Annotated in this window: 17 protein-coding genes; 4 read left to right on the top strand and 13 right to left on the bottom strand. The window is 52.9% G+C overall.

Translation table 11 applies throughout. From position 1 onward, the window contains the following. The 6 genes from fdnG to HY879_14420 form a co-directional block, all read right to left on the bottom strand. Window positions 1–2,909 (bottom strand): formate dehydrogenase-N subunit alpha (gene fdnG, locus HY879_14395; protein MBI5604533.1); only part of this gene is annotated, 2,909 nt, incomplete at its 3' end. A 516-nt stretch (window positions 2,910–3,425) separates the two neighbouring features. Continuing rightward, window positions 3,426–4,580 carry an aminotransferase class V-fold PLP-dependent enzyme gene (locus tag HY879_14400; GenBank protein ID MBI5604534.1) on the bottom strand — a complete coding sequence of 385 codons (1,155 nt, stop codon included), beginning with the start codon at window positions 4,578–4,580 and terminating at the stop codon, window positions 3,426–3,428. A 110-nt stretch (window positions 4,581–4,690) separates the two neighbouring features. Beyond that, window positions 4,691–5,515 (bottom strand): formate dehydrogenase accessory sulfurtransferase FdhD, encoded by an 825-nt coding sequence (fdhD, locus tag HY879_14405; GenBank protein ID MBI5604535.1) that lies wholly within the window; start codon window positions 5,513–5,515, stop codon window positions 4,691–4,693. Between the two features lie 8 nt (window positions 5,516–5,523). After that, window positions 5,524–6,120, bottom strand: coding sequence for a molybdenum cofactor guanylyltransferase (locus tag HY879_14410; protein ID MBI5604536.1), 597 nt, complete (start codon window positions 6,118–6,120; stop codon window positions 5,524–5,526). Between the two features lie 372 nt (window positions 6,121–6,492). Further along, a complete protein-coding gene (locus tag HY879_14415) occupies window positions 6,493–7,899 on the bottom strand; it encodes a sigma-54-dependent Fis family transcriptional regulator (GenBank protein ID MBI5604537.1) in 1,407 nt (468 codons plus the stop codon). A 33-nt stretch (window positions 7,900–7,932) separates the two neighbouring features. Then, a complete protein-coding gene (locus HY879_14420; protein ID MBI5604538.1) occupies window positions 7,933–8,241 on the bottom strand; it encodes a hypothetical protein in 309 nt (102 codons plus the stop codon). Between the two features lie 294 nt (window positions 8,242–8,535). On the opposite strand from HY879_14420, the gene HY879_14425 reads away from it, so the two are divergent. The 4 genes from HY879_14425 to HY879_14440 are packed head-to-tail and all read left to right on the top strand — an operon-like array spanning window position 8,536 to window position 11,925. Further along, window positions 8,536–9,549 carry a 2-hydroxyacyl-CoA dehydratase gene (locus HY879_14425; GenBank protein ID MBI5604539.1) on the top strand — a complete coding sequence of 338 codons (1,014 nt, stop codon included), beginning with the start codon at window positions 8,536–8,538 and terminating at the stop codon, window positions 9,547–9,549. 13 nt (window positions 9,550–9,562) lie between these two features. Continuing rightward, window positions 9,563–10,420: a 2-hydroxyglutaryl-CoA dehydratase gene (locus HY879_14430; protein ID MBI5604540.1), complete on the top strand. Its 858-nt coding sequence runs from the start codon at window positions 9,563–9,565 to the stop codon at window positions 10,418–10,420. Window positions 10,421–10,450: 30 nt separating this feature from the next. Continuing rightward, the gene (locus HY879_14435; GenBank protein MBI5604541.1) at window positions 10,451–11,536 is read left to right on the top strand and encodes an MBL fold metallo-hydrolase; all 1,086 of its coding nucleotides are present in this window, start codon (window positions 10,451–10,453) and stop codon (window positions 11,534–11,536) included. After that, a complete protein-coding gene (locus tag HY879_14440) occupies window positions 11,533–11,925 on the top strand; it encodes a VOC family protein (GenBank protein ID MBI5604542.1) in 393 nt (130 codons plus the stop codon). Before HY879_14435 ends, HY879_14440 begins: the two co-directional genes overlap by 4 nt. A 131-nt stretch (window positions 11,926–12,056) precedes the next feature. Here HY879_14440 and HY879_14445 read toward each other — a convergent pair whose 3' ends face one another. From HY879_14445 to HY879_14475, 7 genes are all read right to left on the bottom strand, one after another. Further along, window positions 12,057–13,373 (bottom strand): hypothetical protein, encoded by a 1,317-nt coding sequence (locus HY879_14445; GenBank protein ID MBI5604543.1) that lies wholly within the window; start codon window positions 13,371–13,373, stop codon window positions 12,057–12,059. Window positions 13,374–13,423: 50 nt separating this feature from the next. After that, a complete protein-coding gene (locus tag HY879_14450; protein ID MBI5604544.1) occupies window positions 13,424–13,855 on the bottom strand; it encodes a VOC family protein in 432 nt (143 codons plus the stop codon). 324 nt (window positions 13,856–14,179) lie between these two features. Then, complete coding sequence (locus HY879_14455; protein ID MBI5604545.1) at window positions 14,180–15,781, bottom strand: xylulose kinase; 1,602 nt, start codon at window positions 15,779–15,781, stop codon at window positions 14,180–14,182. Further along, window positions 15,762–17,309, bottom strand: a complete 1,548-nt coding sequence (locus tag HY879_14460) for a carbohydrate kinase (GenBank protein ID MBI5604546.1) — start codon at window positions 17,307–17,309, stop codon at window positions 15,762–15,764. The genes HY879_14455 and HY879_14460 overlap by 20 nt, the downstream gene beginning before the upstream one ends. Before the next feature lie 113 nt (window positions 17,310–17,422). After that, complete coding sequence (locus tag HY879_14465; protein ID MBI5604547.1) at window positions 17,423–18,889, bottom strand: extracellular solute-binding protein; 1,467 nt, start codon at window positions 18,887–18,889, stop codon at window positions 17,423–17,425. Between the two features lie 76 nt (window positions 18,890–18,965). Further along, a complete protein-coding gene (locus HY879_14470; protein MBI5604548.1) occupies window positions 18,966–20,072 on the bottom strand; it encodes an ABC transporter ATP-binding protein in 1,107 nt (368 codons plus the stop codon). 11 nt (window positions 20,073–20,083) lie between these two features. Continuing rightward, window positions 20,084–20,609, bottom strand: a 526-nt coding sequence (locus HY879_14475; protein MBI5604549.1) for a carbohydrate ABC transporter permease, incomplete at its 5' end; no start/stop codon positions are given.

Below are 20,609 nucleotides of genomic sequence, written 5' to 3' on the forward strand. Positions count from 1 at the left end.
AAATGCCAGGGGAGCCCGATCTGATGAATGGTCTGCCCGGCCACCTGAAAGGGTTTAAAACGAGAAGTAACAATCGCCACGGCCTCCAGTTGGCCTCGAGGACTTGAGACCATAACCCTTTCCCCGTTTTTAATCCCCCGCAATTTGCCGAGTTCCTGGCTCATCTCAACAAAAACCTGGGGCTCGGCCTCTATCAGCCAGGGTAACCAGCGGGTCAAAACTCCGGTTTGCCAATGTTCGGTTACCCGGTAGGTGGTACAAACAAAAGGAAATCTGGGATCGCAAGAGGCAAACTTATCCAGGCCGTCCTTGAAAATCTTGACCACCGGGTTGATCTTTTGAGAAGACATAAGATTTTTCTCAATAGGGCATTCCAACGGTTCATAATGTTCCGGGAAAGGCCCGTCCTTCAAACCCGGTCCGAAGATCGAGGTGACTCCATCCGGTTTCATGATAAAGGGATAGACCCCATTGGTGCCCATGGGTGGGGCCGGTCCATCAGGGACATCACCGACCCATTTCTTCCCTGCGGAGTCCCATTTAAGTAAGGGCCGCCTGGGGTCCCGCGGATTCCCTTCCAAATCGACCGAGGCCCGGTTGTAAATGATCCGGCGGTTTACCGGCCAGGTCCAGGACCACTCCGGAAAGAGACCCAACCCGGTGGGATCGGTCTTTTTCCGGCGGGCAGCCATATTACCGGCCTCGGTATAGCTGGCAGAATAAAGCCAGTTTCCCGAAGAGGTCCGCCCGTCGTCCAGGAGAAAAACAAAACTCGGAACCAGGGTCCCTTTTTTATAGGCCTTTTTGTCAACAGGATGTGCCGGGATATCTTCCAGAAAATAGCCGTTGATCTCCTTGGCTACTTTATGAATATCGAAATGACCATTGGTCTCATAGTCCCACTTTAAATTCAAAATCGGCTGGGGGAAGGCCCCTTGGTCTTTTTCATAAAGGGAGCGGACCTTTTTGAAAAGTTCGTAAATGATATCCCCGTCCGGTTTGGCCTCCCCCGGGGGATTGGCAGCCTTGTAACGCCACTGCATCCAGCGGCCGCTGTTGCTGATACTGCCCTCTTTTTCCATGAAAGCCGCACAGGGCAGTTGAAAGACCTCGGTCTTGATCTTTTTGGGATCCAGTCCCGGGCCTTTCCAAAAGGAACCGGTCTCATTATCGAAGACATTGACATTGACCATCCAGTCCAATTTAGCCAGGGCCTGGCGGACCTTGCCTGCATTGGCGCTGGAACAGGCCGGATTCATACCCCAGGCAAAAAAACCGCTGAAAGTTCCCTTATACATCTCGTCAAAAAGGTTCAGCCAGGAGGCATCCTGGGTGGGATCCAACTTGGGTAACCAGTGGTAGCCGAAATCGTTTGTCGGGGTAGCTTTGTCTCCATAGGTGGATTTCAGGAAACTGGCTACATACTTGGGCCGGTTTCTCCACCAGTTGACACTCCGGGGATCTTTGGTTGCCGGGGTGGTTTTGTTATAATCCGCCAGGGTCGGCCACTGTGAACGGGAGGCCGGCAGGTATCCTGGAAAAATATGGAAAAGCAAGGCCTGATCGGTTGAACCCTGGACATTGGACTCCCCGCGCAGGGCATTGATCCCGCCGCCGGCCACGCCCATATTGCCTAAAAGGTCCTGGATAATGGCCATGGTCCGGATATTCTGGACCCCTACGGTATGCTGGGTCCAGCCCATGGCATATAATTCCGTGCCTACCCGGTCCGGGGTCCCGGTTGACCCATAGGCCTTATAAACCTTCTCCAGGTCCTCTTTGGGGGTGCCGGTGATCTCCGAGACCTTGTCCAGAGTATAGCGGGCGTAATGCTTTTTTAAGAGTTGAAAAACACAACGTTCATCCTGGAGGGTCGGGTCACGCCGGGGAATTCCGGCTGCATCCTTTTCCAAGGCCCAGGTGGAGGCGTCGTAAGCCTTTTTCCCGGCGTCGTAGCCGGAGAAAAGACCATCATTAAAATCATACTTGGGATTGACGATAAAAGAGGCATTGGTATAATTTTTAACATTAAACTCATCATAGAGCTGGTTATCCAGGATATATTTAATCATCCCCCCCAGGAAAGCGATATCGGTCCCGGAACGGAGCCGGACATAAATATCGGCCTTGGTGGAAGTGCGGGTATATCTGGGGTCTACATGGATAAAAATAGCCCCTTTGTCCTTGGCCGCCTGGATCCATTTAAAAGATACCGGATGGTTCTCGGCTACATTACCGCCCATGTTCAGGATGACATCGGCATTCCTAAAATCGATGTAGTGGTTGGTCATGGCACCGCGTCCGTACGACTCTGCCAGAGCCGCTACAGTAGCGCTGTGTCAGATACGGGCCTGATGTTCGATATAAATGAGTCCTAGAGACCGGAGGAATTTCTGATAGAGCCAGCATTCCTCATTGTCCAGGGCCGCGCTGCCGACAGAGGCGATCCCGTTGGTGCGGTTGACGACCTGTCCCTGGCTGTTCTTTTCCGAGAAGCTGGCCTCCCGGCTCTTTTTAATGTTGGAAGCTATTTTCCCCAGGGCCCAGTCCCAGGAGACTTCCTTCCATTTGTCACTGAAGGGTGCCCGGTAACGGACCTTTTTAAGACGGTTTTCGTTGACGGCAATCTGGTAGGAAGAAGCCCCTTTAGCGCAGAGGGTCCCTTCGCTGATCGGATGTTCCGGGTCGCCCTCCATGTTGATCACTTTACCCTGGGGGTCGGTGTGGATGATAACTCCGCAGCCCACGGAGCAAAAACAGCAGATGGAATAGGTTTCCTTGGCCCCTTTAATATGAAGTTCCTGGGCATAAGCCTCTATCGGAGAAAGATCAAACCCCAGACGGGACAAGGCCAGTCCGGCGGCGGTGGCACTACTTATTTTTAAAAAATTTCTTCGTGTAACGCCCATATTAATGATCACCATCCTTTCAAAATTGTGCCCTTATGCATTGTTAGAGAAACAGAGTCCACTAAAAACCAGGCTTCCGGATTCCACCCCCTTTCTTTAAAAAGCCTAAAATACTAGTGAAACGGATAGAAATATTAATTTCTTGGGTTGGGTGTAAAAGGGTTTAAAGGAAAGTCAGCGGTATGCTAATCACAATCGGACATACATTTCAACAAAAAAATCACAAATAAAATTAATGTATTATGTCAAAAAAGACATATTAAGACCTCATGCCCGAGGCGGATACCACGATCATGAAAAAGGATTCAAGGGGCCGAGGGGTCGAGGGTTCAAGTGAAAGGCTTGGAATTTAAAACCCTTGAACCCAATTTTCGAACTAAACCCTCATGCCCCAGGGGGCACCACGAAGCCTGAAAATGGATCAAGGTCCAATGGGTTTCAACGAACGACGGACTTTTGCCGAACCCTGACCCCCGAACCCCGATCCCTGAAGGTTATTTTCGAACTAAATTTTTTTTAGACCGGTGAGACCTTTTTTGAAATTTCCCGGATTGCCTTAAGAAAGGCCTCCATCTCTTTTTCGGTATTGAAAAAACCCGGACTGACCCGGACCGTTCCTTCCGGGAAGGTTTTTATGGTCCGGTGGGCCAGGGCCGCGCAATGCAAGCCGGCCCTGACGGCCATGTCATAGGCCACGTCCAGGATAGAAGCGGTCGCCTGTGGATTTAAAGAGGCGATCGTGAAGGAAACAACGGCTGTACGGTCTTTTGGGTTATTCGGCCCGTAGACCAGGACCGGAGGAATTTTTCTCAAACCGTCCCACAGCATTTGGGCTAAATGCATTTCTTTTTCCCGGATTCGGTCCAAGCCCTGGTCTAAAATAAACCGGATACCGGCTCCCAACCCGGCCAGTCCCGGGGTATTTAAAGTACCGGACTCCATCCGGTCCGGCAAAAAATCCGGCTGGATTTCCAACTCTGATTGACTGCCGGTTCCGCCTTGTAAAAGAGGGCGCAAGGAGACTTCCGGTCCCATATATAGGAACCCGGTGCCCTGGGGTCCCATCAGCCCCTTGTGGCCAGGGGCCGCCAAAAGGTCAATGCCCACCTTAGCCACGGAAAGAGGCACCAGACCGGCGGTCTGAGAGGCATCCACCATAAACCGCAGTCCGTGCTTTGTGGCCAGTTCGGCGATTTCTTCGATGGGCATGAACCCTCCGGTCACATTGGAGGCATGGGTTATGACGATCAACCGGGTCTGTTTCCGGATGGCTTTTTCGATAACCGGGACTTGCAGTTGTCCTTGAGCGTTGCCGGGAACGATCGTTAATTCGATCCCCTGGGTTTCCAGAAAACGCAGGGGGCGAATGACCGAATTGTGTTCCATCGATGAAGTGATTACGTGGTCTCCGGGATTAAGAAGCCCTTTGAGCCCCAGGTTGATGGCTTCAGTGGCGTTAGAGGTAAAAACAATCCGCTCCGGGTCCTGTATGTCGAATAATTCCGCCAGGGCTTGACGGGTCTGGGCAATCCGTCGGCCGGCCTTCATAGCCAGTTTGTGCCCGGCCCGGCCCGGATTAGCTCCGACCTCTCTTAAGACTTGGTTGACCGCCTGATAGACCGATTCAGGTTTGGGGTGGGAGGAGGCGGCATTGTCCAAATAAATGGGCATAAATCAAACCAATACTTTTATAAATTTAGGAATCCAGGAGCCAGAATTCAGAATAAGGATAGATCGTAACAGATTTGGGGTTTATTCTGGATTCTAAAGCCCCATTACTTTCAGCTTTGGGGCTTTGAACTTTCAGTTGTCGAATCGATGACCCTTTCCCGGCCGGTATAGACGACCAGATTCTTCCCTCTGACATAGCCGATCAAGGCCACGCCGACTTGCTGCGCCAAGGAAATGGCCATGGTGGTGGCCGCCGATCGGGAGATCAAGACGGGAATCCCCATTCGGCTGGTCTTGATCAGGATCTCTGAAGTAATCCGACCGGTGGTGATCAAAACTTTATCTTCAAGGAAGACATTTTTCAAGAAACATTCGCCGTAGAGCTTATCCACCGCATTATGCCGGCCGATGTCCGTTCTGAATAATACCAGATCCTCCACCGTGGCCAAGGCCGAATTATGGACCCCTCCGGTTATCTTATACAAGGCCGAGGCTTCTGCCAGACGATGCATCAAATGAAAAACCTGATCGGTGCTTATTTGTAAAGTGGAATCGATCTTTTCCGTTATCAGGGTATCCAGGGCATTATAGAAGGTAGTGCCTTTACCGCAGCCGGAGGTCAGGGTCCGGCGCATAAAAAGTTTTTCAGCCAGATCGGTCTCCTCCTCGATCTCCACACGAACCAGTCGATCGGCTTCATCCACAAAAACCGATTTAATATTCTGAAGTACGCTGATAAGTCCCTCGGACTTCAAAAAACCTATGGCCAGACTTTCCAGATGATCCCCCAAACAGAGCAGGGTAACCACTTCATGGTCATTTAAATAAATGGTTAAGGGGACTTCCCGGGCAATGGGGCGCATCTGTTCTATCAACCCCTGTTCACTCCATTTAAAGACTTTAAGGGTATCAAAGCCGGTGTCTTGATCGCTCATAGTATCCTTCAATTAAAGGTTTGTGAGAGGATTAGATCCTCCTGGGTGTTAATATTGAAGAAAGAAATCAGATCAGGATCGATCCGTTTGAGAGTATCTTCCGGTATTTTTTTTACTTGGCCCTTTGAAAAGAGTTTTGAAATCTTCATCTCCCCTTTTCTTAACTGATCCTCGATGAGCTTCGAACACCTCTTGGAGTATACGGCACAAAGGGGCTGATACCCCTCCCGGGTGACGGGAACTATAACATCCCACTTGGGGTCGAAATCCTGGAGCAGGACCTGGATCATTTCGGTTTTTAAAAAAGGCATATCGCAGGCGGTGATAAAGGCATGGGAAGGCCTGGTATAGAAAAGTCCGGCATGGATTCCGGTTAAAGAACTTCGAAACGGTAATAGATCGCTGACAATAGTAATATCCCAGGAAATAAAATCAAGGGGGCGATTGGTCACCAGGATCACTTGTTCGAACAATTCTTGAAACAGTTCTATCTGTCTTCCGATTATGGATTGATTGCCCACGAAAAGCAAGGCCTTGTTCCGGCCGTTCATTCGGCGGTTTAACCCGCCGGCTAATATGATTCCTGCACAGGGGTATTTTGTCATTCTCCGTACTCAGCATTCAACTCAAAATGATTTTCTGCTAAGATAGCATCGATATCTTTGGCGCCAACTTTAAACTTTTAATACTATAATAAATGAGTCGGTTACGAAAGTAAAATCCAATGTCTCTCTTTAGATTCTTGAAAATTTGTACCAATTTCGCCTTTTTAAAATAGGGTTGGCAACCCCTCCGTCTGGCGAAAGCCGGAATCCAGTGTTTTTGCAAAGTTACCTATGGTCTGGATTCCCGCCTGCGCGGGAATGACGAGTTTTTACGAGACCATCAAAATTGAGTTATCGGATAAAGACATTCCGGGGGAGGATGGGTGTGACGATTTAAAGGAAGGCTTCTACTGACAGGAAAGCATAGGGCGCTTATTCCAAACCATATCGCCTGATCTTATTGAGCAATCCCCGGCGGCTCAGGCCCAATTTTTGAGCCGCCCGGGTTCGATTGCCCCCCATCTCATCCAAAGCTTCTTTTACCAGGACCTTTTCCAAACGAACAGTGATTTCTTGAACGGACCCCTGATCAAGATCAAGGGATGATTTTGAAACCTTTCGAATAGTATCGGACAAGAGATCAGGGGTAATGTTTCCTTGATTCGGGGCCAGCGTCAAGGCCCGGACCATTTCATTTTCCAGTTCCCTTATGTTTCCCGGAAAGGGATACTGGTCCAGCAGGGTCAGACATTCCGGGCTGATTTGGCATTGTTTTTCGAGACGTTGGCAATATTTGGCTAATAGAAATTCCGCCAATAGGGGTATATCTCCGGTTCTTTCCCTCAAGGGCGGTAAAGGAATAGGAAAGGTCTGGATCCGATAATAGAGGTCTTCCCGAAACCTTCCGGCCTCAATCTCTTGCCGCAAATCCTGATGGGTGGCGGCAATTATCCGAACATCCACTTTCATGGGATTAACTTCTCCAACACGCCGAATTTCACCTTCCTGCAAGACCCTTAAGAGCCTGACCTGTAAAGAAGGCGGGGTATCCCCTATCTCATCCAAAAAGATGGTTCCTTTATGGGCCAACTCAAACAGCCCTTTCTTATCGGCGATTGCTCCGGTAAAGGCCCCTTTCTTATGACCGAAAAGTTCGCTCTCTAAAAGATTTTCCGGCAGGGCGGCGCAATTCTGGGCCACGAAGGGTTTGTCTTTACGTCTGCTGTTGTAATGAATGGAACGGGCTACCAGTTCCTTGCCGGTTCCTGTTTCCCCCTGAATCAACACGTTAACCGGGCTTTCTATCGCCTTTTCCATGAGATAGAAAACCTTTTGAATCGCCGGACTCCGGCCGATAATGTTATCAAAGGAATATTTTCCCTGGATCTCCTTTTTGAGCAGGACATTTTCTTCTTTAGATTCTTTCAGTTGAGCCCGGGTGGACGTCAGTTCCAGATACATCTTCCGGATTCGCAGCATGGAACGAACCCGGGCCAATAACTCAAAGGTCTTAAAGGGCTTGGTGATATAGTCGTCGGCCCCGGAATCCAGTCCTTTTACCCGTTCATCCATATCAACCAGGGCCGTCACCATGATAACCGGGATATATCTGGTTTTAGGATTGGTCTTAACTTTTTTAACTACCTCAAAACCATCCAATTTGGGCAGAAGGATATCCAGCAAGACCAGGTCGGGCAGGGATTCCTGAACCAGTTGTAACCCCTTTTCCCCGTCCTCGGCCCAGAGGGTCTTATAACCGTGATCCTCCAACTCTTGTCCCAGAAGATCGGCTTCCAAAGGATCATCTTCCACGATCAGGATCTGAAAGGGCTCTGACATGATTTTCCCCATCCGTTTAATGGTTTTTGGGGTTCATTTCCCCCGATAAAAGTCGACCATCCGATCAACGATTTCCCTCAGCCGTTCAGCACTCTTTATAACTTTCTCCAGATTCTCCTGGTGTTTTTCCGGAATCTGATCCCTGGTCTTTCGCAAGACCAAACTGGTATAGCCCATTATAGCGTGCAGGGGGTTGCGCATATCATGGAAGGTTTTAAACAGGAACTCCCGGTCCTGGCGGTCTTCTGCCTGGATCGGCTCAGGGCTTTCCCGAGGTTGATTTTTTTCCTCTTTATTTATCTGTTCCAAAGATTTTTTGGTTTTCAGATGATCAATAGGCATAAGAACCTCGAGGGCCTCGAAAATGTTAAAGGTTCTTTTTATTAAAAGCAAAACTTATGCCACAGAAATTATTTTTTTATCTGTATTATATCATGTAGTTATGATTTGTTTGGTTGGGAAAGAGCTAAAGGTTTGCACAAAGAAATGGTATTATGCACAATTATCTGGAGGATATCCCTTTCAGATTTTCTTTCTATTATGTTATGGTTAAAAATACCGTTCTGGTATCTGGTATCAGGGATCTGAGGTCGGGGGTCAGGGCTGAGTCAAAGAAGAAAGTTGCAAGTTGCAAATATGAAGAACCTTGAACCACTTTTGGAAGAAAAAGCTAAATCCATTGGGATCACCTCTACCATTCCGGTGGAAGTACTCTTTGCCGCTGGTCGTGTCCCGGTGGATTTGAATAATATCTTTATCACTTCTCCCCAGGCTGCTGCCTGGGTGGAAGAAGCCGAAGAGGAGGGTTTCCCCAGGACCCTGTGCAGTTGGATCAAAGGTATTTATGCCGCCCTTAAGCATCGGCCCGAGATCCAGACGGTTATCGCCGTCACCCAGGGGGATTGCAGTAATACCCAGGCCTTGACCGAAATCCTGGTCCACCAGGGCATTAAAGTCATTCACTTCAATTATCCCTATAACCGTGATCCCGCACTTTTTAAAAAAAATCTGGAAGAATTGATGGGACACTTCGGGGTCTCCTGGTCAAAAGTAGATCGCATAAGAAAAAGGATTTCCCCTGTTAGGAAAAAATTGGCTCTTTTGGATCGGGAAACCTGGAAAGGCAACCGGGTCCATGGCTGGGAGAACCACCTCTTTTTGGTCAACAGTTCGGATTTCAAAGGCGACCTGGGGCTTTATGAAGAAGAACTGACCCAATTTCTTGATGCCTTAGCCGATAGGGCTAAAATCCCGGAAACGGTTCGTCTGGGATACATCGGCATCCCTCCCATCCATTCAGGGTTTTATGGATTTATTGAACAACTAGGAGGTCGGGTGGTCTTTAATGAGATCCAGCGTCAGTTCAGCTTGCCCGGCTTCGGCAACAACCTGATCCAGCAATACCTGGATTATACCTACCCCTATGATATCTTTGGACGGATTAAGGATATCGGACAGGCGGTGGAAGAACGGAAGCTGGACGGCCTGATCCACTACACCCAGACTTTTTGTTTCCGGCAGGTCCAGGACCTCTTGATCCGGAAGCAACTTTCCGTTCCCATCCTGACCCTGGAAGGGGATAAACCAAGACCTATCGACAACCGGACCAGGTTTCGCCTGGAAGCCTTTATCGATGTGCTTAGGAAATAGTTAAGGATTCTAAATGCCTATAGGTATTGATTTGGGAAGCCGTTTTGTTAAGATCGTCCAGACTTCCGATTTTAAGGAATTTAAAAAGATCCGTCTCGATACGGTCCAATTCCTGACCCAAAGGGTCAAAGCCGGCTCGGAAAAAACCAAACACGCCTTGATCCTGGCCGACCTGGGCCTGAGACCCGAAAAATCATTGGTGGTCACCGGTTATGGTAAACATCTTATGGGGGAAAAAATCAAAGCCATTACCGAGATTCGGGCCCATTTTCGCGGGGCCTGTTTTCAAACTGGGTTGAAGGATTTTATCCTGGTGGAAATGGGAGGGCAAGACAGCAAGGTTCTCTGGGTTCAGGATAAAAAGGTAATGGATTTTCAGACCAATGACAAGTGTGCGGCCGGCACCGGCCGCTATCTGGAAAATATGGCCCGGCTGCTGAACATTAACATAAGAAAGCTTTCCCGGAAAATTGAGGAGCCGGTTCAAATCAACAACACCTGCGCTATTTTCGGAGAGACCGAGATTATAGGTTTTCTCATGGATCAGGTGCCCTTAGAGCGGATCTGCGCCGGTATCAATGATTCCGTTTCCCGTCGGGTCATCCAAATGATCCGCCGCTACCTTCCTTTTCCTTTGGTCCTCTGCGGCGGGGTAGCCTTGAATAAGGGCGTCGTAACCCTGCTTTCCCGCCGCTATGGTCAGCCGATCATCATCCCCGAAGAACCTCAGTTTAACGGGGCCATCGGCTGTTGTCTGGAGGGGGTCTCGATGGAAAAAATTTATGAATCGTCGAAAAAAGGCCAATCCCAACAGCCTCGGAATCTTGGGCTGCTTAAGGGAAAGGCAGAAGGCCTAACCAAAGATAGTTGAAATCAGACAGGCCGGGTGAGGATAGATGGTATGGGTGGATTTAGAGGACTGTTTATTTTGATGGTCTTATCGCTGATCCCTTTATTGGGTTTTTCCCAAAACAATGGCCGGGAGATGGATCTGGAGGATCTGGCGAAAAAAAAGGCCCACCACCGCCAGAACCCCGGTGGTTTTATAAACCCCTGGCTGGTCGAGGGGGAAGCCGGCGGTCTTTTTCCGTTTTTAAAGTGGAAGTTCTCGAAGAACCCCTATGCCGAAGAAAAAAAGACCCGTCCCTGGTTTCCGGTCATCCCAACAAAGGCCAAGGAGATCGAAAATCAAGGAGACTCCATCACCTATCTGGGACATGCCACCCTCTGGGTTCGGCTTTTCAATCAGAATGTGATCACCGATCCGGTCTTTACCGATGACATCGTGTTTTTCATCAAAAGACAGGCGCCTTTTCCCATTCCCTTAGACAAACTGCCTGAATTTCAGGTGGTCCTTATTTCCCACAGCCATTATGATCACCTGAACAAAGCCAGCATTATCCGCTTGGGGGCCAGGCCTTTATATCTGACCCCGCTGGGATACAAAGATTGGTTTCAAGAGGTGGTCCCCGGTGCCCGGGTCATCGAACTGGACTGGTTTGAAACCACCACCTATCAGGGGATCACCTATCGTTTGCTTCCGGCCCAGCATTGGACCAAACGCACCCCTTTTGATACCAATAAACGACTCTGGGGTTCTTGGCTGATTGAGGGGGACGGCCGTAAGGTCTATTTCGGCGCGGACTCCGGCTATTTTCGGGGCTATCGGGAATTCGGGGAAAAGTACGGCCCCATCGATGCCGCACTGATGCCGGTGGGACTTTACGAGCCCCGCTGGTTTATGAAGCCCCACCATATGAACCCGGAGGAAGTGATCCGGGCGGCCCGGGAAATGAAGGCCCGGGTCATTATTCCCCAGCAATGGGGCACCTTCGACCTGACCGATGAACCGATGACCTTGCCCCCCAAAGACTACCGGGTGGCTGCCCTGGCTGAGGGCAGGACCGAAAAGGAAGCCCCCCTGATTCCGCACGGGGGAACCTGGTATTTCCCAAAAACAAACATAGAAAGGAATAAAACAAGATGATGAAACCGGCAAAGCATTCTCTGGATCTTGGCCTGATCGCCAGCGACATCCAGGCGAGTCTCCATTTTTATCAGAAAATATTGGGGCTGGAGTTCGTGGGGACGACGCCTTTATGGTTCGGGACCATGCACAGGCTCCGTTTCGGCGAAAGCGACTTCAAGCTTATCGAACCCAAGGAGGTGCCTCCCCCCGGCGCCATCGGTTTGGAAAATCAATTAGGGTTTCGGTATGTGACCTTCGTGATAGAGAATCTTTCCGAGCTTTGCGATGAGCTGAAAAAAATCGGCATAGAATTTACGCTCCCGGAAAGAGAGATCAGGCCCGGCGTGCGGATTGCCATGGTCAAAGACCCGGATGGAAATATTGTGGAATTCGTGGAACGAAAATAGAGGTCCGGAGGATGAAGGCCGGATCAAAAGAGAGTGGGGGAACAGGATCTCCTTTAGCCACAGGGGCCCCGTCGAGGGCAATGTTCCCTGACGGGGCCCCTGTGTAGATGTTTCAGGTCCTTGGGACCTGATTACTGGGTCAGTTCAAAGATCGATTTGTTGGGATCGAAAATGCCCCAGGTATCCAGTGCCTGTTTAAGCTCCTGGTGTTCACGGGCGGCGTCTTCCAGAGGTACGTTATTCAATGTGGCCTCTATAGACTGCAGGATGGCCTTTACACCGGCTTCCAATCCTCCCGGATGTCCGTGCATGGCCCCGCCGCAACCGATAACGATATCCGGCCCGAGATCGTGCATTACAGTCGGGACCATTCCCGGGTGCAGGCCCGCAGCGGGTAGAGGCAAAATGGGCTTAAGATGGTGCATCTTGGACAGCAGGGTCTGGGCCGTGCGGATGTAGCGCTCGCGGATAGCCCCCACCTTTCCGTAGGCGGCCGCGTAGACCACGATGTCGGCGCCATCCAGCCGCTGGAATTTTCCCAGGGCCAGATTAGAGGCAATACCGTAGTGGGGCGACATATACCCCGTGCCGGCGTAGCAAGGATGAGACAGGATGGGTACATTAACCTCGGGCATGTCCGCCAACATGGCTATGGTCCCAAAGCCGGTAGCCTGGACGTTCACCATCAGGCCGTTGGCCCCCAGTTCTATGGCCCGGCGGGCCTTGGTAAGCATGCGGTCGGGGCGATCGGTAATGTTAATGAAGTAGATGCTCTTGTTGCCGGTTGCCTGTTCGGCTTTCAAACCGGCCTCCAGACAGTACTCCAGACGCTTTTCAAAGGGAGCGTGCTCAGGGTCGGCAATCAACTCATCATCTTTTATAAGCTCCACTCCCGCCCGGGCAAGTTCCTCATAGATTTCACCGGTGGTCTTGGCGTCGGCCCCGGTACAGGGTTTAATCATGCCCAGGATAAGGGGTCGCTGGGGTACATGCATTAGCTCGCGCAGGCCCTGCACCCCGAACTTTGGGCCGGAGAAGCCGGCGGTGAAGCTCTCGGGAAACTCCAGGTCCAACAGCTTTATCTTGCCGGCCATGGAGATATTGCCCTGCACCGAGGAGAGCATCTCCGCAATCTGGTGGCCGAAGTTTTTCCAGGGGAAGGCGATCTGAACGATCAGGGATTTTTCCTCCTGCTCCTTGGGCCAGGCATCCTCGTAACTGGGCACCGGATAGACCCCTACCACGCGGCCCACGTGGCGACGACGCACCTCGGGGGTCTCGTGGGGCACCGGCATCCAGGTGCCGGTGGTTTGCTCCACGGCGATAGCGCCCGCCCGGCGCAGCCAGTCCGAAGTCTTCATCCACATGGCGTAAGTGGCGATGACGAAATCCCCGTGGTTCAAAGACTCATGCTGGCAAAAGATGATGGGATCATAATTGACTTTCATGTTAACCTCCGTAATGGTTCTTATTTATGTCCTGGCTGCGCCTTCCCATGTTAATGGGTGGGAGCAGATTGGTAAAGTTCAATGACTACACTGTCCGGTCCGTGGAAATAGCAGACCTTCGGCCCCCCTGGCCGGCTCTGGAGAGGCGGTGAATTGAAGCGGTAACCCAAGGCCGAGATTCGTTCAAACTCGCTGTCGATAGCACTTACCAGAAAGGCGATATGGGTCAGCCCGGTCTGGTTTTGCGGCCTGGGAGATGCCGTCTCCTTGTGGCGATAATCGGTCAGCTCGATACGAACGGCCCCTTTTTTAAGCACCACCACCTCCAAATCGGCATCCGGCACACCACTGATACGCGTGGGCAGCTCCCCGGCGTGTCGGGCCCGATAATCCACCTCCAGGCCCATGATTTCAGTGTAAAAGGCCATAGAGGCTTTCAAGTCCTCCACGGCAATAGCTACGTGTAAAAACTCTTTGATCATAAGAACCCTGCAATGGTCATCTGTGCATTTATCCTAATGTTGACGATTATGTAAAAACTCGTCATTCCCGCGCAGGCGGGAATCCAGGGCAACTGTAACCAATTATAAACACTGGATTCCGACTTTCGTCGGAATGACAAAATGCGGGTTTCGGCGACTTCTTACGAACCCATCAATGTTGATACGGTAACAGGTTACCGGCCCCTGACCCCCGATCGGGTAATTTTTCTTGAAACAGGCATCTTGCAACTTTATTTTCAAAGCTTAATCTTCCCTCGTAACTCGTAACTCGTAACCCGTAACCCGCAACGACGATACGCCCATCTATCCCCAATGCCTGCTCTGGAAGCGGGCCACCTTTTCATAAAGTCCGCTGCCGATCATCAGCCTCACCGCCTCGATGAAAATTTCATATTGTTCGGCGTGCAGGGCCGCCCGGGAGGGGTCGGGTTCCAGGTGAGCGGAGGGATGGACCATGGCCGCCACCCCTTCCTCCACTGAAGCGAAGACACCGCAGCCCACCGCACCCAGGATGGCCGCGCCCAGGGCGGTGCACTCGCCCTCGGCCAGAGTCTCCACCCGGCGATTATAAATGTCGGCCTGGATCTGGTTCCAGACGGCAGACTTGGCTCCCCCACCGGTCAGGCGCAACACGTCGAAGGGACGTCCCAGCACCTGCTCCATGGCCGCCACGCTCATCTTAACGGCCAGGGTCACTCCCTCCAGGACGCCGCGGGCCATGTCCTTGCGGTCGTGGAACAGGCTCTGGCCCAGATTCACCCCCCGGGCAAAATCGTGGTAATGGGGGGTGAGGATGCCGTAGAGGTAGGGCAGGTAGAAATAGCCTTTGGCCCCGGGCGGCGACTGGGACGCCTCCAGGGTGATCAGGTCGTAGACGTCCATTCCCAAGGAATCGGCCGCCGCTCTCTCGGGTTGGCCGTAAATGTCGCGCCACCACTTGAGACTGCTGCCGGCCGTGGCGTAAAGCCCTTCCATGTCCCATTTACCGGGAATACCTGAACCGCCTATGAGCACCTGCCGGCCGGGATCGGATTTGCGCGAGTCGATGTGAGCCACCATAACCATGGAAGTGCCGATGGTGATCTCGGCCATACCCTCGCGAATAATACCCGCCCCCACTGCGGCGCATTGCTGATCACCGGCCCCGATGGCCAGGGGAGTACCCGGGGCCAGGCCGGTGGCCTCGGCGGCCGAAGCCGATAAAGTTCCCACCTGGCGAGCGGGGGCGCCGATCCTGGGCAGTTTTTCCAGGGGCAGGCCGATCCGCTGACACAATTCTCGGGACCAGTCGAGTGTATCCACCTCCATCAGACCGTCCAGGGTGCGCGAGGCCGGGTCTGTGGTCAGCTCCTCGGCCCCTAAAAGGCGCAGAAAATATTCCTGGCCATTGAGCAGCAAATGCACCCGGTCAAACAGGGCCGGTTGGTGATCGATGAGCCACTTGATCTTGGGATAGGCCCAGATGGCCGTAGGGGTGGCCCCGGTGATGGCGGCATAGCGTTCCGGCCCGATGTTGGCCTTGATCCATTCCACCTCGGCCCCGGCGCGCATGTCGCTGTGCACGACCGAGTTCATCAGAGGCTTGATCTCCCTGTCTACCGGGATGAAGGTCCCCCGCTGACTGGAGAGCCCCAGGGAAGCAATGGCTTCCGGCTTTACCCCGGAGGCAGCCATGGCGGCGCGCAAGGCCGCACAGACCTCTGGCCACATGACGGTCACGTCCTGCTCCATCCAGCCGGGATAGGGAAAAAGGCAAGGGTATTCACGATAACCCAGGCCCAAAACTTTGCCTGACCTATCTACGATCAAGGCCTTGACCCCGGTGGTCCCGATGTCCAGGCCGGCGACGATGTCCTTGCTTTTCATAGCCCTTTGGGTCCTTTCTTCATCCTGCCAGGTCTTCATTCTTCAAAGCGTCCAGCTCGTCGAATATCTGGCGCAATGGGCCATCCAGAATTCGCTGGCGAGTCTGATAAATCTTCTGATAAGCCAGGCCCTGTGCGGTGCGAGGCCGGTAGCGGTCCTTTTCGGCGGCCCATCGGCCGGCGGCTGCCGCCAAATCGGGGATGTCTCCCACGCCATGGGCAGCCAGAAGGGCATCGCCCAGCACCGCGCCCTCTCCGCGCTCCAGAGTCAGGTAGTCGGCTCCCAGCATATCGGCCTTCATCTGATTCCAAACCGCGCTCCTGGCCCCGCCGCCGGTGCCCACAACTTCCTTGACCTCTATTGCCTGGCCCCGGAACATCCGGACCCACCCCAGATATTCAAAGCAGATTCCCTCCAACATGGCCCGCCAAAGGCTGCCCGCTCCTGAGGCGCCGGTCAGCCCCAGCAAGGCGGCGCTGGCCTTCGGCAGGGAGGCGTCGCCGCCCTGCAAAAAGGGGTAGAACAGGGACAAATGCGACCCCAGGGGGGTCTGCCCGGCCAGGTCATCCATGCGGCGGAAGAAATCGTTGTCGCCGCTCCGGTCCATCACTTCTTCTTTGAGCCAACCCAGAGAAAGACCGCCGGCGCGGATGTAACCCCAGTAGAGATATTGCTCCGGCAAGGTGCCCATGGAGTAGATGACCCCGGGCACCGGTGTGATGCCGGGGTGAATCTCCTTAACGTTGACCGTAAAAATACTGGCCGTGCCGGCCACGTCGGAGCATTGTCCTGCGGTCAGCACCCCACAGCCCAGGTTGGCCTGCATGATGTCCCCGCTTCCTGCCACCAGGGGAATCCCCGGCTTCAATCCGGTGAGGCGCGCCGCTTCCGGGCATAAAGTGCCCACAATAGAGGCCGGGTCTACCACACGGGGAAGGAGTTCCCTGGGCAGGCCCAATCTATCAAGCTGTTTTTCCGACCAGTCGCGCCTGACCGCATCGTAGCCGATGATCCAACCGGAAAGGTTGCCCCAGTCCATATAGGCGTCGTCAGACGTCAAGCCGCCCAGCTTGCCCATGACGAATTGACTGTTGGTCACGAATTTTTTGCTCTTGGCCACCAGGGCCGGCTGGTGAGCCAGCAGCCACTTGAGCATTACCGGGGGCATGAAGGGGCCTACCTCCACGTTACCGCTTTCAGTGAGCCACAAGGGCTCCACCTCCCGCTGAATCCGGGCCGCCTCCTCGGCCGAGCGCCCATCCAGATAAAGGATATAGGGTCCCAGGGCCTTCCAGTCCTGATCGATGGGCACGATACCGCAGATGATGCCGCTGCAGGAGATCCCTCTAACCTCTTCCGGGTTGACCTTTGCCTGGTGTACACACTCGGCAATGCCCTCGGTTACCACCTGATAAAACTGATTAGGGTCCATCTCGGCCCAACCAGGCTGGGGATACAAAATCTGATGGGGACGGAAGGCTTCGGCAATCAGCCTTGAATCGTCGGCATATAGGGCCACTTTCGTTCCCTGCGTCCCGCAGTCGAATCCGATATAGGTTCTGGACATGACCGTTTCCTTTTATCCAAGCGGCAGAGCCCTGCACCCCACTTTCACTCTTCCCCCCCCAGGGGAGTGGCTCTTGGTTCACTCCCCTGGGGGGTGGGGCTGGGGAAGGGGGTTTACTTCGGCAGCAGGCTGTTTACACGCGAAATATATTTGTCCAAAGTTTCTTTAGCGGTTTTATATTCGCCGGTGACCCACTTGGACAGCTCAGTTCCGCCCACATCCAGGTATTCGTTGTAGTAGGGGATCTTCGGGCCCGGAGTGAACCCGGCAATATATTTAGTGAGCTCGATTTCCTGAATCCGCAGGTGCTGGGCTTTCTTGAATTTGGGATTTTCATCCAGCCAGCCGAGCTTCCGGGCTTTTGTGTAAGCCGATTTCCGGACCGGCGTTCCGTAGAACTTTTCGAAGGCGGTCCATTGTGCTTCCGGACCGGTGGCCCACAGGATGAACAGCCAGGCCTTCTTTTTTTCCTTCATCGGCAATGCTTTGGGAATGGCCAATGAGGCGCACCCCATCTCATAAGCATTGATGCCGGAAGGCCCCTTTGGAACAACGGCGTATCCGGTCTTTCCGGCTGCCACGGAGGCCTTCGGGTCTTCGATGTACGGAACAAATTCGCCGCACTGCCGCATCATAGCAATCTTTCCGGTCGCAAAGGCTGTGCCGAGCCCGCCCCATTCCCAGATCACGACATCCGGATGCATGACCTCGCGAAGTTTCTTCATAAACTCCAGGGCCTGGAGGCCGGCGTCATAGTCCGATTTTTCGGAGAAAACCGGACCGGGGTTCTTTTTGCCGACAAAGGGGTTCTCGATGCCGGCAAAACCGTCCTTTTTTACCCCGTAGGCCAGGCCCAGGCTATTGAATTCCGAGATGATGGGCCAGCCATTTCCGTAGTGCAGGCCGAAAGGTGCGATTCCCGGTTCCGCTTTTTTCAGGAAGGCACATTGATTGAATAATTCCTCCCAGGTGGTGTTGGGTGTCAGCATCAACTTCTTTCCGGTCTGATCTTCGTATTTCTTATGGTGTTTATCAAAGATATCCTTTCGATAAAACATGATGCCCTGGGCCGTATCATACGGCAGACCGTACCAGATGTTCTTGTCGTACTGGATGCTGCTGCTCTCCACGTGCATGGGCATGAAGGCCTCGTATAAGCCGTTGGGGCAGTCCGGAACGTCCGGAAGGTCTGCATGAAGGGATTTTCCGGTTTTCAGGTTGACAAAGGTGTTGGTCGGCTCCCAGAAATGGTACATGACGCTTCCTATGGGGCGGCACTGAACATAATTGACATGGTATTCCGGTTTGCCGCCCTGCAGGTCGAGGAGCATCTTTTCCTTTAAGGCATCCATGTTTTCGAGGGTCAACTCGGCCTTCATGCCTGTGAGCTTGGTGAACCCATCGAGCGCTCCTTTGATTCCCAGCGACGGTGGTGTGTTTTCCGTCAGGACCCGGATGGTCTCACCCTCAAACTGTCGCCACTTCTTCGGATCGCCGGCGGCAAAGAGGGACTTGGCGTCGGACAACGCAGCGGCTCCGGCAACGGCCATACTCATCTTTAGAAATGTTCTACGATTCATCTTAATCCTCCTTTAACTGTTGATTGTTTAATCACTTACCAGCCGCGGCCCTTCTGTCGCGACAAAGACCCAACGCTTAAAGAAGCGAACACGTGGAACTCACACTGAACAGATGAAAATCTTCCGGGGAAATTTCGGCAAAAACCCTTTTTCCGACGTCACCTTGGAAGTGGGCGTCGGCCCTTACCCGTAGCCTCTCTGTGCCCACCTGGACATCGACGATGGTATAAGAGCCCATCGGCTCGGTGATATAGATGTTTCCAGGAATTTCTTCGGGTTTGCTTTTTTCCGTCTTCAAAGAGATGGCCTCGGGGCGAATCCCCAAAATAACTTCCTGGTGGCCATTGGCAGCCTCGCCTTTGACCGTGATCCTGGCCGCTATTGAATCATCCAGCCTGAGCAGGAAGGCATCGTGCTTCAGAGTCCAGCCGCCTCGCTCGAATTGCAGCACACAGGGGATAAAATTCATGGGTGGGTCGCCGACGAAACCCGCAACGAAGGAATTGACCGGTTGGTTGTAGATCGTATCCGGAGTGCCGAATTGCTGCAACTCGCCGGAATGCATTACCGCGATGCGGTCAGCCATGGACATGGCTTCGGTCTGATCGTGGGTGACGTAGATGAAGGTCTGGTTGAGCTCTTTCTGGAGGTGTTTGAGCTCAACGCGCATGTGGCTTCGAAGCTTGGCGTCTAAGTGGGAAATGGGCTCGTCCATGAGAAAAACCTTCGGGTTGCGCACAATGGCCCGGCCGATGGCCACCCGCTGCTTCTGCCCTCCGGAGAGCTGGCGCGGATAGCGCATTAGGAGAGCCTCAAGGCCCAAAATCTCCGCCGCTCGTTGAACCCGAGATTTTATTTCCCCTTCGCTCGTCTTTCGAACCCGTAGCGGATAGGCCATATTCTCAAAAACGGTCTTGTGTGGATAGAGGGCATAGGTTTCAAAGACCATGGCGATGTCACGCCTGGACGGATGAATGTCGTTTACCCGGACCCCATCGATCAGGATGTCCCCGGCGTTGGCCTCCTCCAAGCCGGCAATCATCCTTAACGTACTGGATTTGCCGCACCCGGAGGGACCGAGCAGGACCAGGAATTCCTTGTCTTTGCATTCCAGGTTCAGGTTTTTGACCGCATCCACCTTGCCATACTTTTTTTGTACGTTATTTAAAATAACCTGTGCCATTGTTACACTCCTTATCCTCTCATGGCGCCCATGGTCAGACCGGTCACCAGGGATTTTCGAATGACCAGCCCCAGGATGACCATGGGGATAATCATAATCAGACCGCCGGCCATGATCTCGCCCCAGAGAATGCCCGAGGCACTGGCAAATTCTCCGATGCCCACGGGGATCGTCCTGGCTCCATGCCCGCCGAGAACCATGGCGAACAGATAATCGTTCCAGGAAAAGAGGCTGCAAAGGACGATGGTTGAGCCAAGACCAGGCTTTATCATGGGCAAAATCACATCGATGAAGGCGCCTACCCGGCTCCGGCCGTCCACATAGGCGGCTTCTTCCAGCTCTACCGGGATGGAATCCATGAAACCGCGCAGCAGCCAGATGGAAAAGGGCAGGTTAAAGGTGACATAGGCCATGACCAGGCCGGGCAGGCTATGGAGTATACCGAAGCTTCGCCAAAGGACGTATAAAGGAATCATAACGGCCACCGGCGGGGCCATCCTGGTGGAAATGATCCAGAAATAGAGGTGTTTTTTCCCG

This window comes from Deltaproteobacteria bacterium (assembly GCA_016219225.1).
Taxonomy (GTDB): Bacteria; Desulfobacterota; RBG-13-43-22; order RBG-13-43-22; family RBG-13-43-22; genus RBG-13-43-22.

What these genes read in the sequence shown, in the direction of transcription:
- HY879_14400 (MBI5604534.1), bottom strand. Translation starts at nt 4,580, where the DNA reads ATGCCCATTTATTTGGACAATGCCGCCTCCTCCCACCCCAAACCTGAA.
- fdhD (MBI5604535.1), bottom strand. Translation starts at nt 5,515, where the DNA reads ATGAGCGATCAAGACACCGGCTTTGATACCCTTAAAGTCTTTAAATGG.
- HY879_14410 (MBI5604536.1), bottom strand. Translation starts at nt 6,120, where the DNA reads ATGACAAAATACCCCTGTGCAGGAATCATATTAGCCGGCGGGTTAAAC.
- HY879_14415 (MBI5604537.1), bottom strand. Translation starts at nt 7,899, where the DNA reads ATGTCAGAGCCCTTTCAGATCCTGATCGTGGAAGATGATCCTTTGGAA.
- HY879_14420 (MBI5604538.1), bottom strand. Translation starts at nt 8,241, where the DNA reads ATGCCTATTGATCATCTGAAAACCAAAAAATCTTTGGAACAGATAAAT.
- HY879_14425 (MBI5604539.1), top strand. Translation starts at nt 8,536, where the DNA reads ATGAAGAACCTTGAACCACTTTTGGAAGAAAAAGCTAAATCCATTGGG.
- HY879_14430 (MBI5604540.1), top strand. Translation starts at nt 9,563, where the DNA reads ATGCCTATAGGTATTGATTTGGGAAGCCGTTTTGTTAAGATCGTCCAG.
- HY879_14435 (MBI5604541.1), top strand. Translation starts at nt 10,451, where the DNA reads ATGGGTGGATTTAGAGGACTGTTTATTTTGATGGTCTTATCGCTGATC.
- HY879_14440 (MBI5604542.1), top strand. Translation starts at nt 11,533, where the DNA reads ATGATGAAACCGGCAAAGCATTCTCTGGATCTTGGCCTGATCGCCAGC.
- HY879_14445 (MBI5604543.1), bottom strand. Translation starts at nt 13,373, where the DNA reads ATGAAAGTCAATTATGATCCCATCATCTTTTGCCAGCATGAGTCTTTG.
- HY879_14450 (MBI5604544.1), bottom strand. Translation starts at nt 13,855, where the DNA reads ATGATCAAAGAGTTTTTACACGTAGCTATTGCCGTGGAGGACTTGAAA.
- HY879_14455 (MBI5604545.1), bottom strand. Translation starts at nt 15,781, where the DNA reads ATGAAGACCTGGCAGGATGAAGAAAGGACCCAAAGGGCTATGAAAAGC.
- HY879_14460 (MBI5604546.1), bottom strand. Translation starts at nt 17,309, where the DNA reads ATGTCCAGAACCTATATCGGATTCGACTGCGGGACGCAGGGAACGAAA.
- HY879_14465 (MBI5604547.1), bottom strand. Translation starts at nt 18,889, where the DNA reads ATGAATCGTAGAACATTTCTAAAGATGAGTATGGCCGTTGCCGGAGCC.
- HY879_14470 (MBI5604548.1), bottom strand. Translation starts at nt 20,072, where the DNA reads ATGGCACAGGTTATTTTAAATAACGTACAAAAAAAGTATGGCAAGGTG.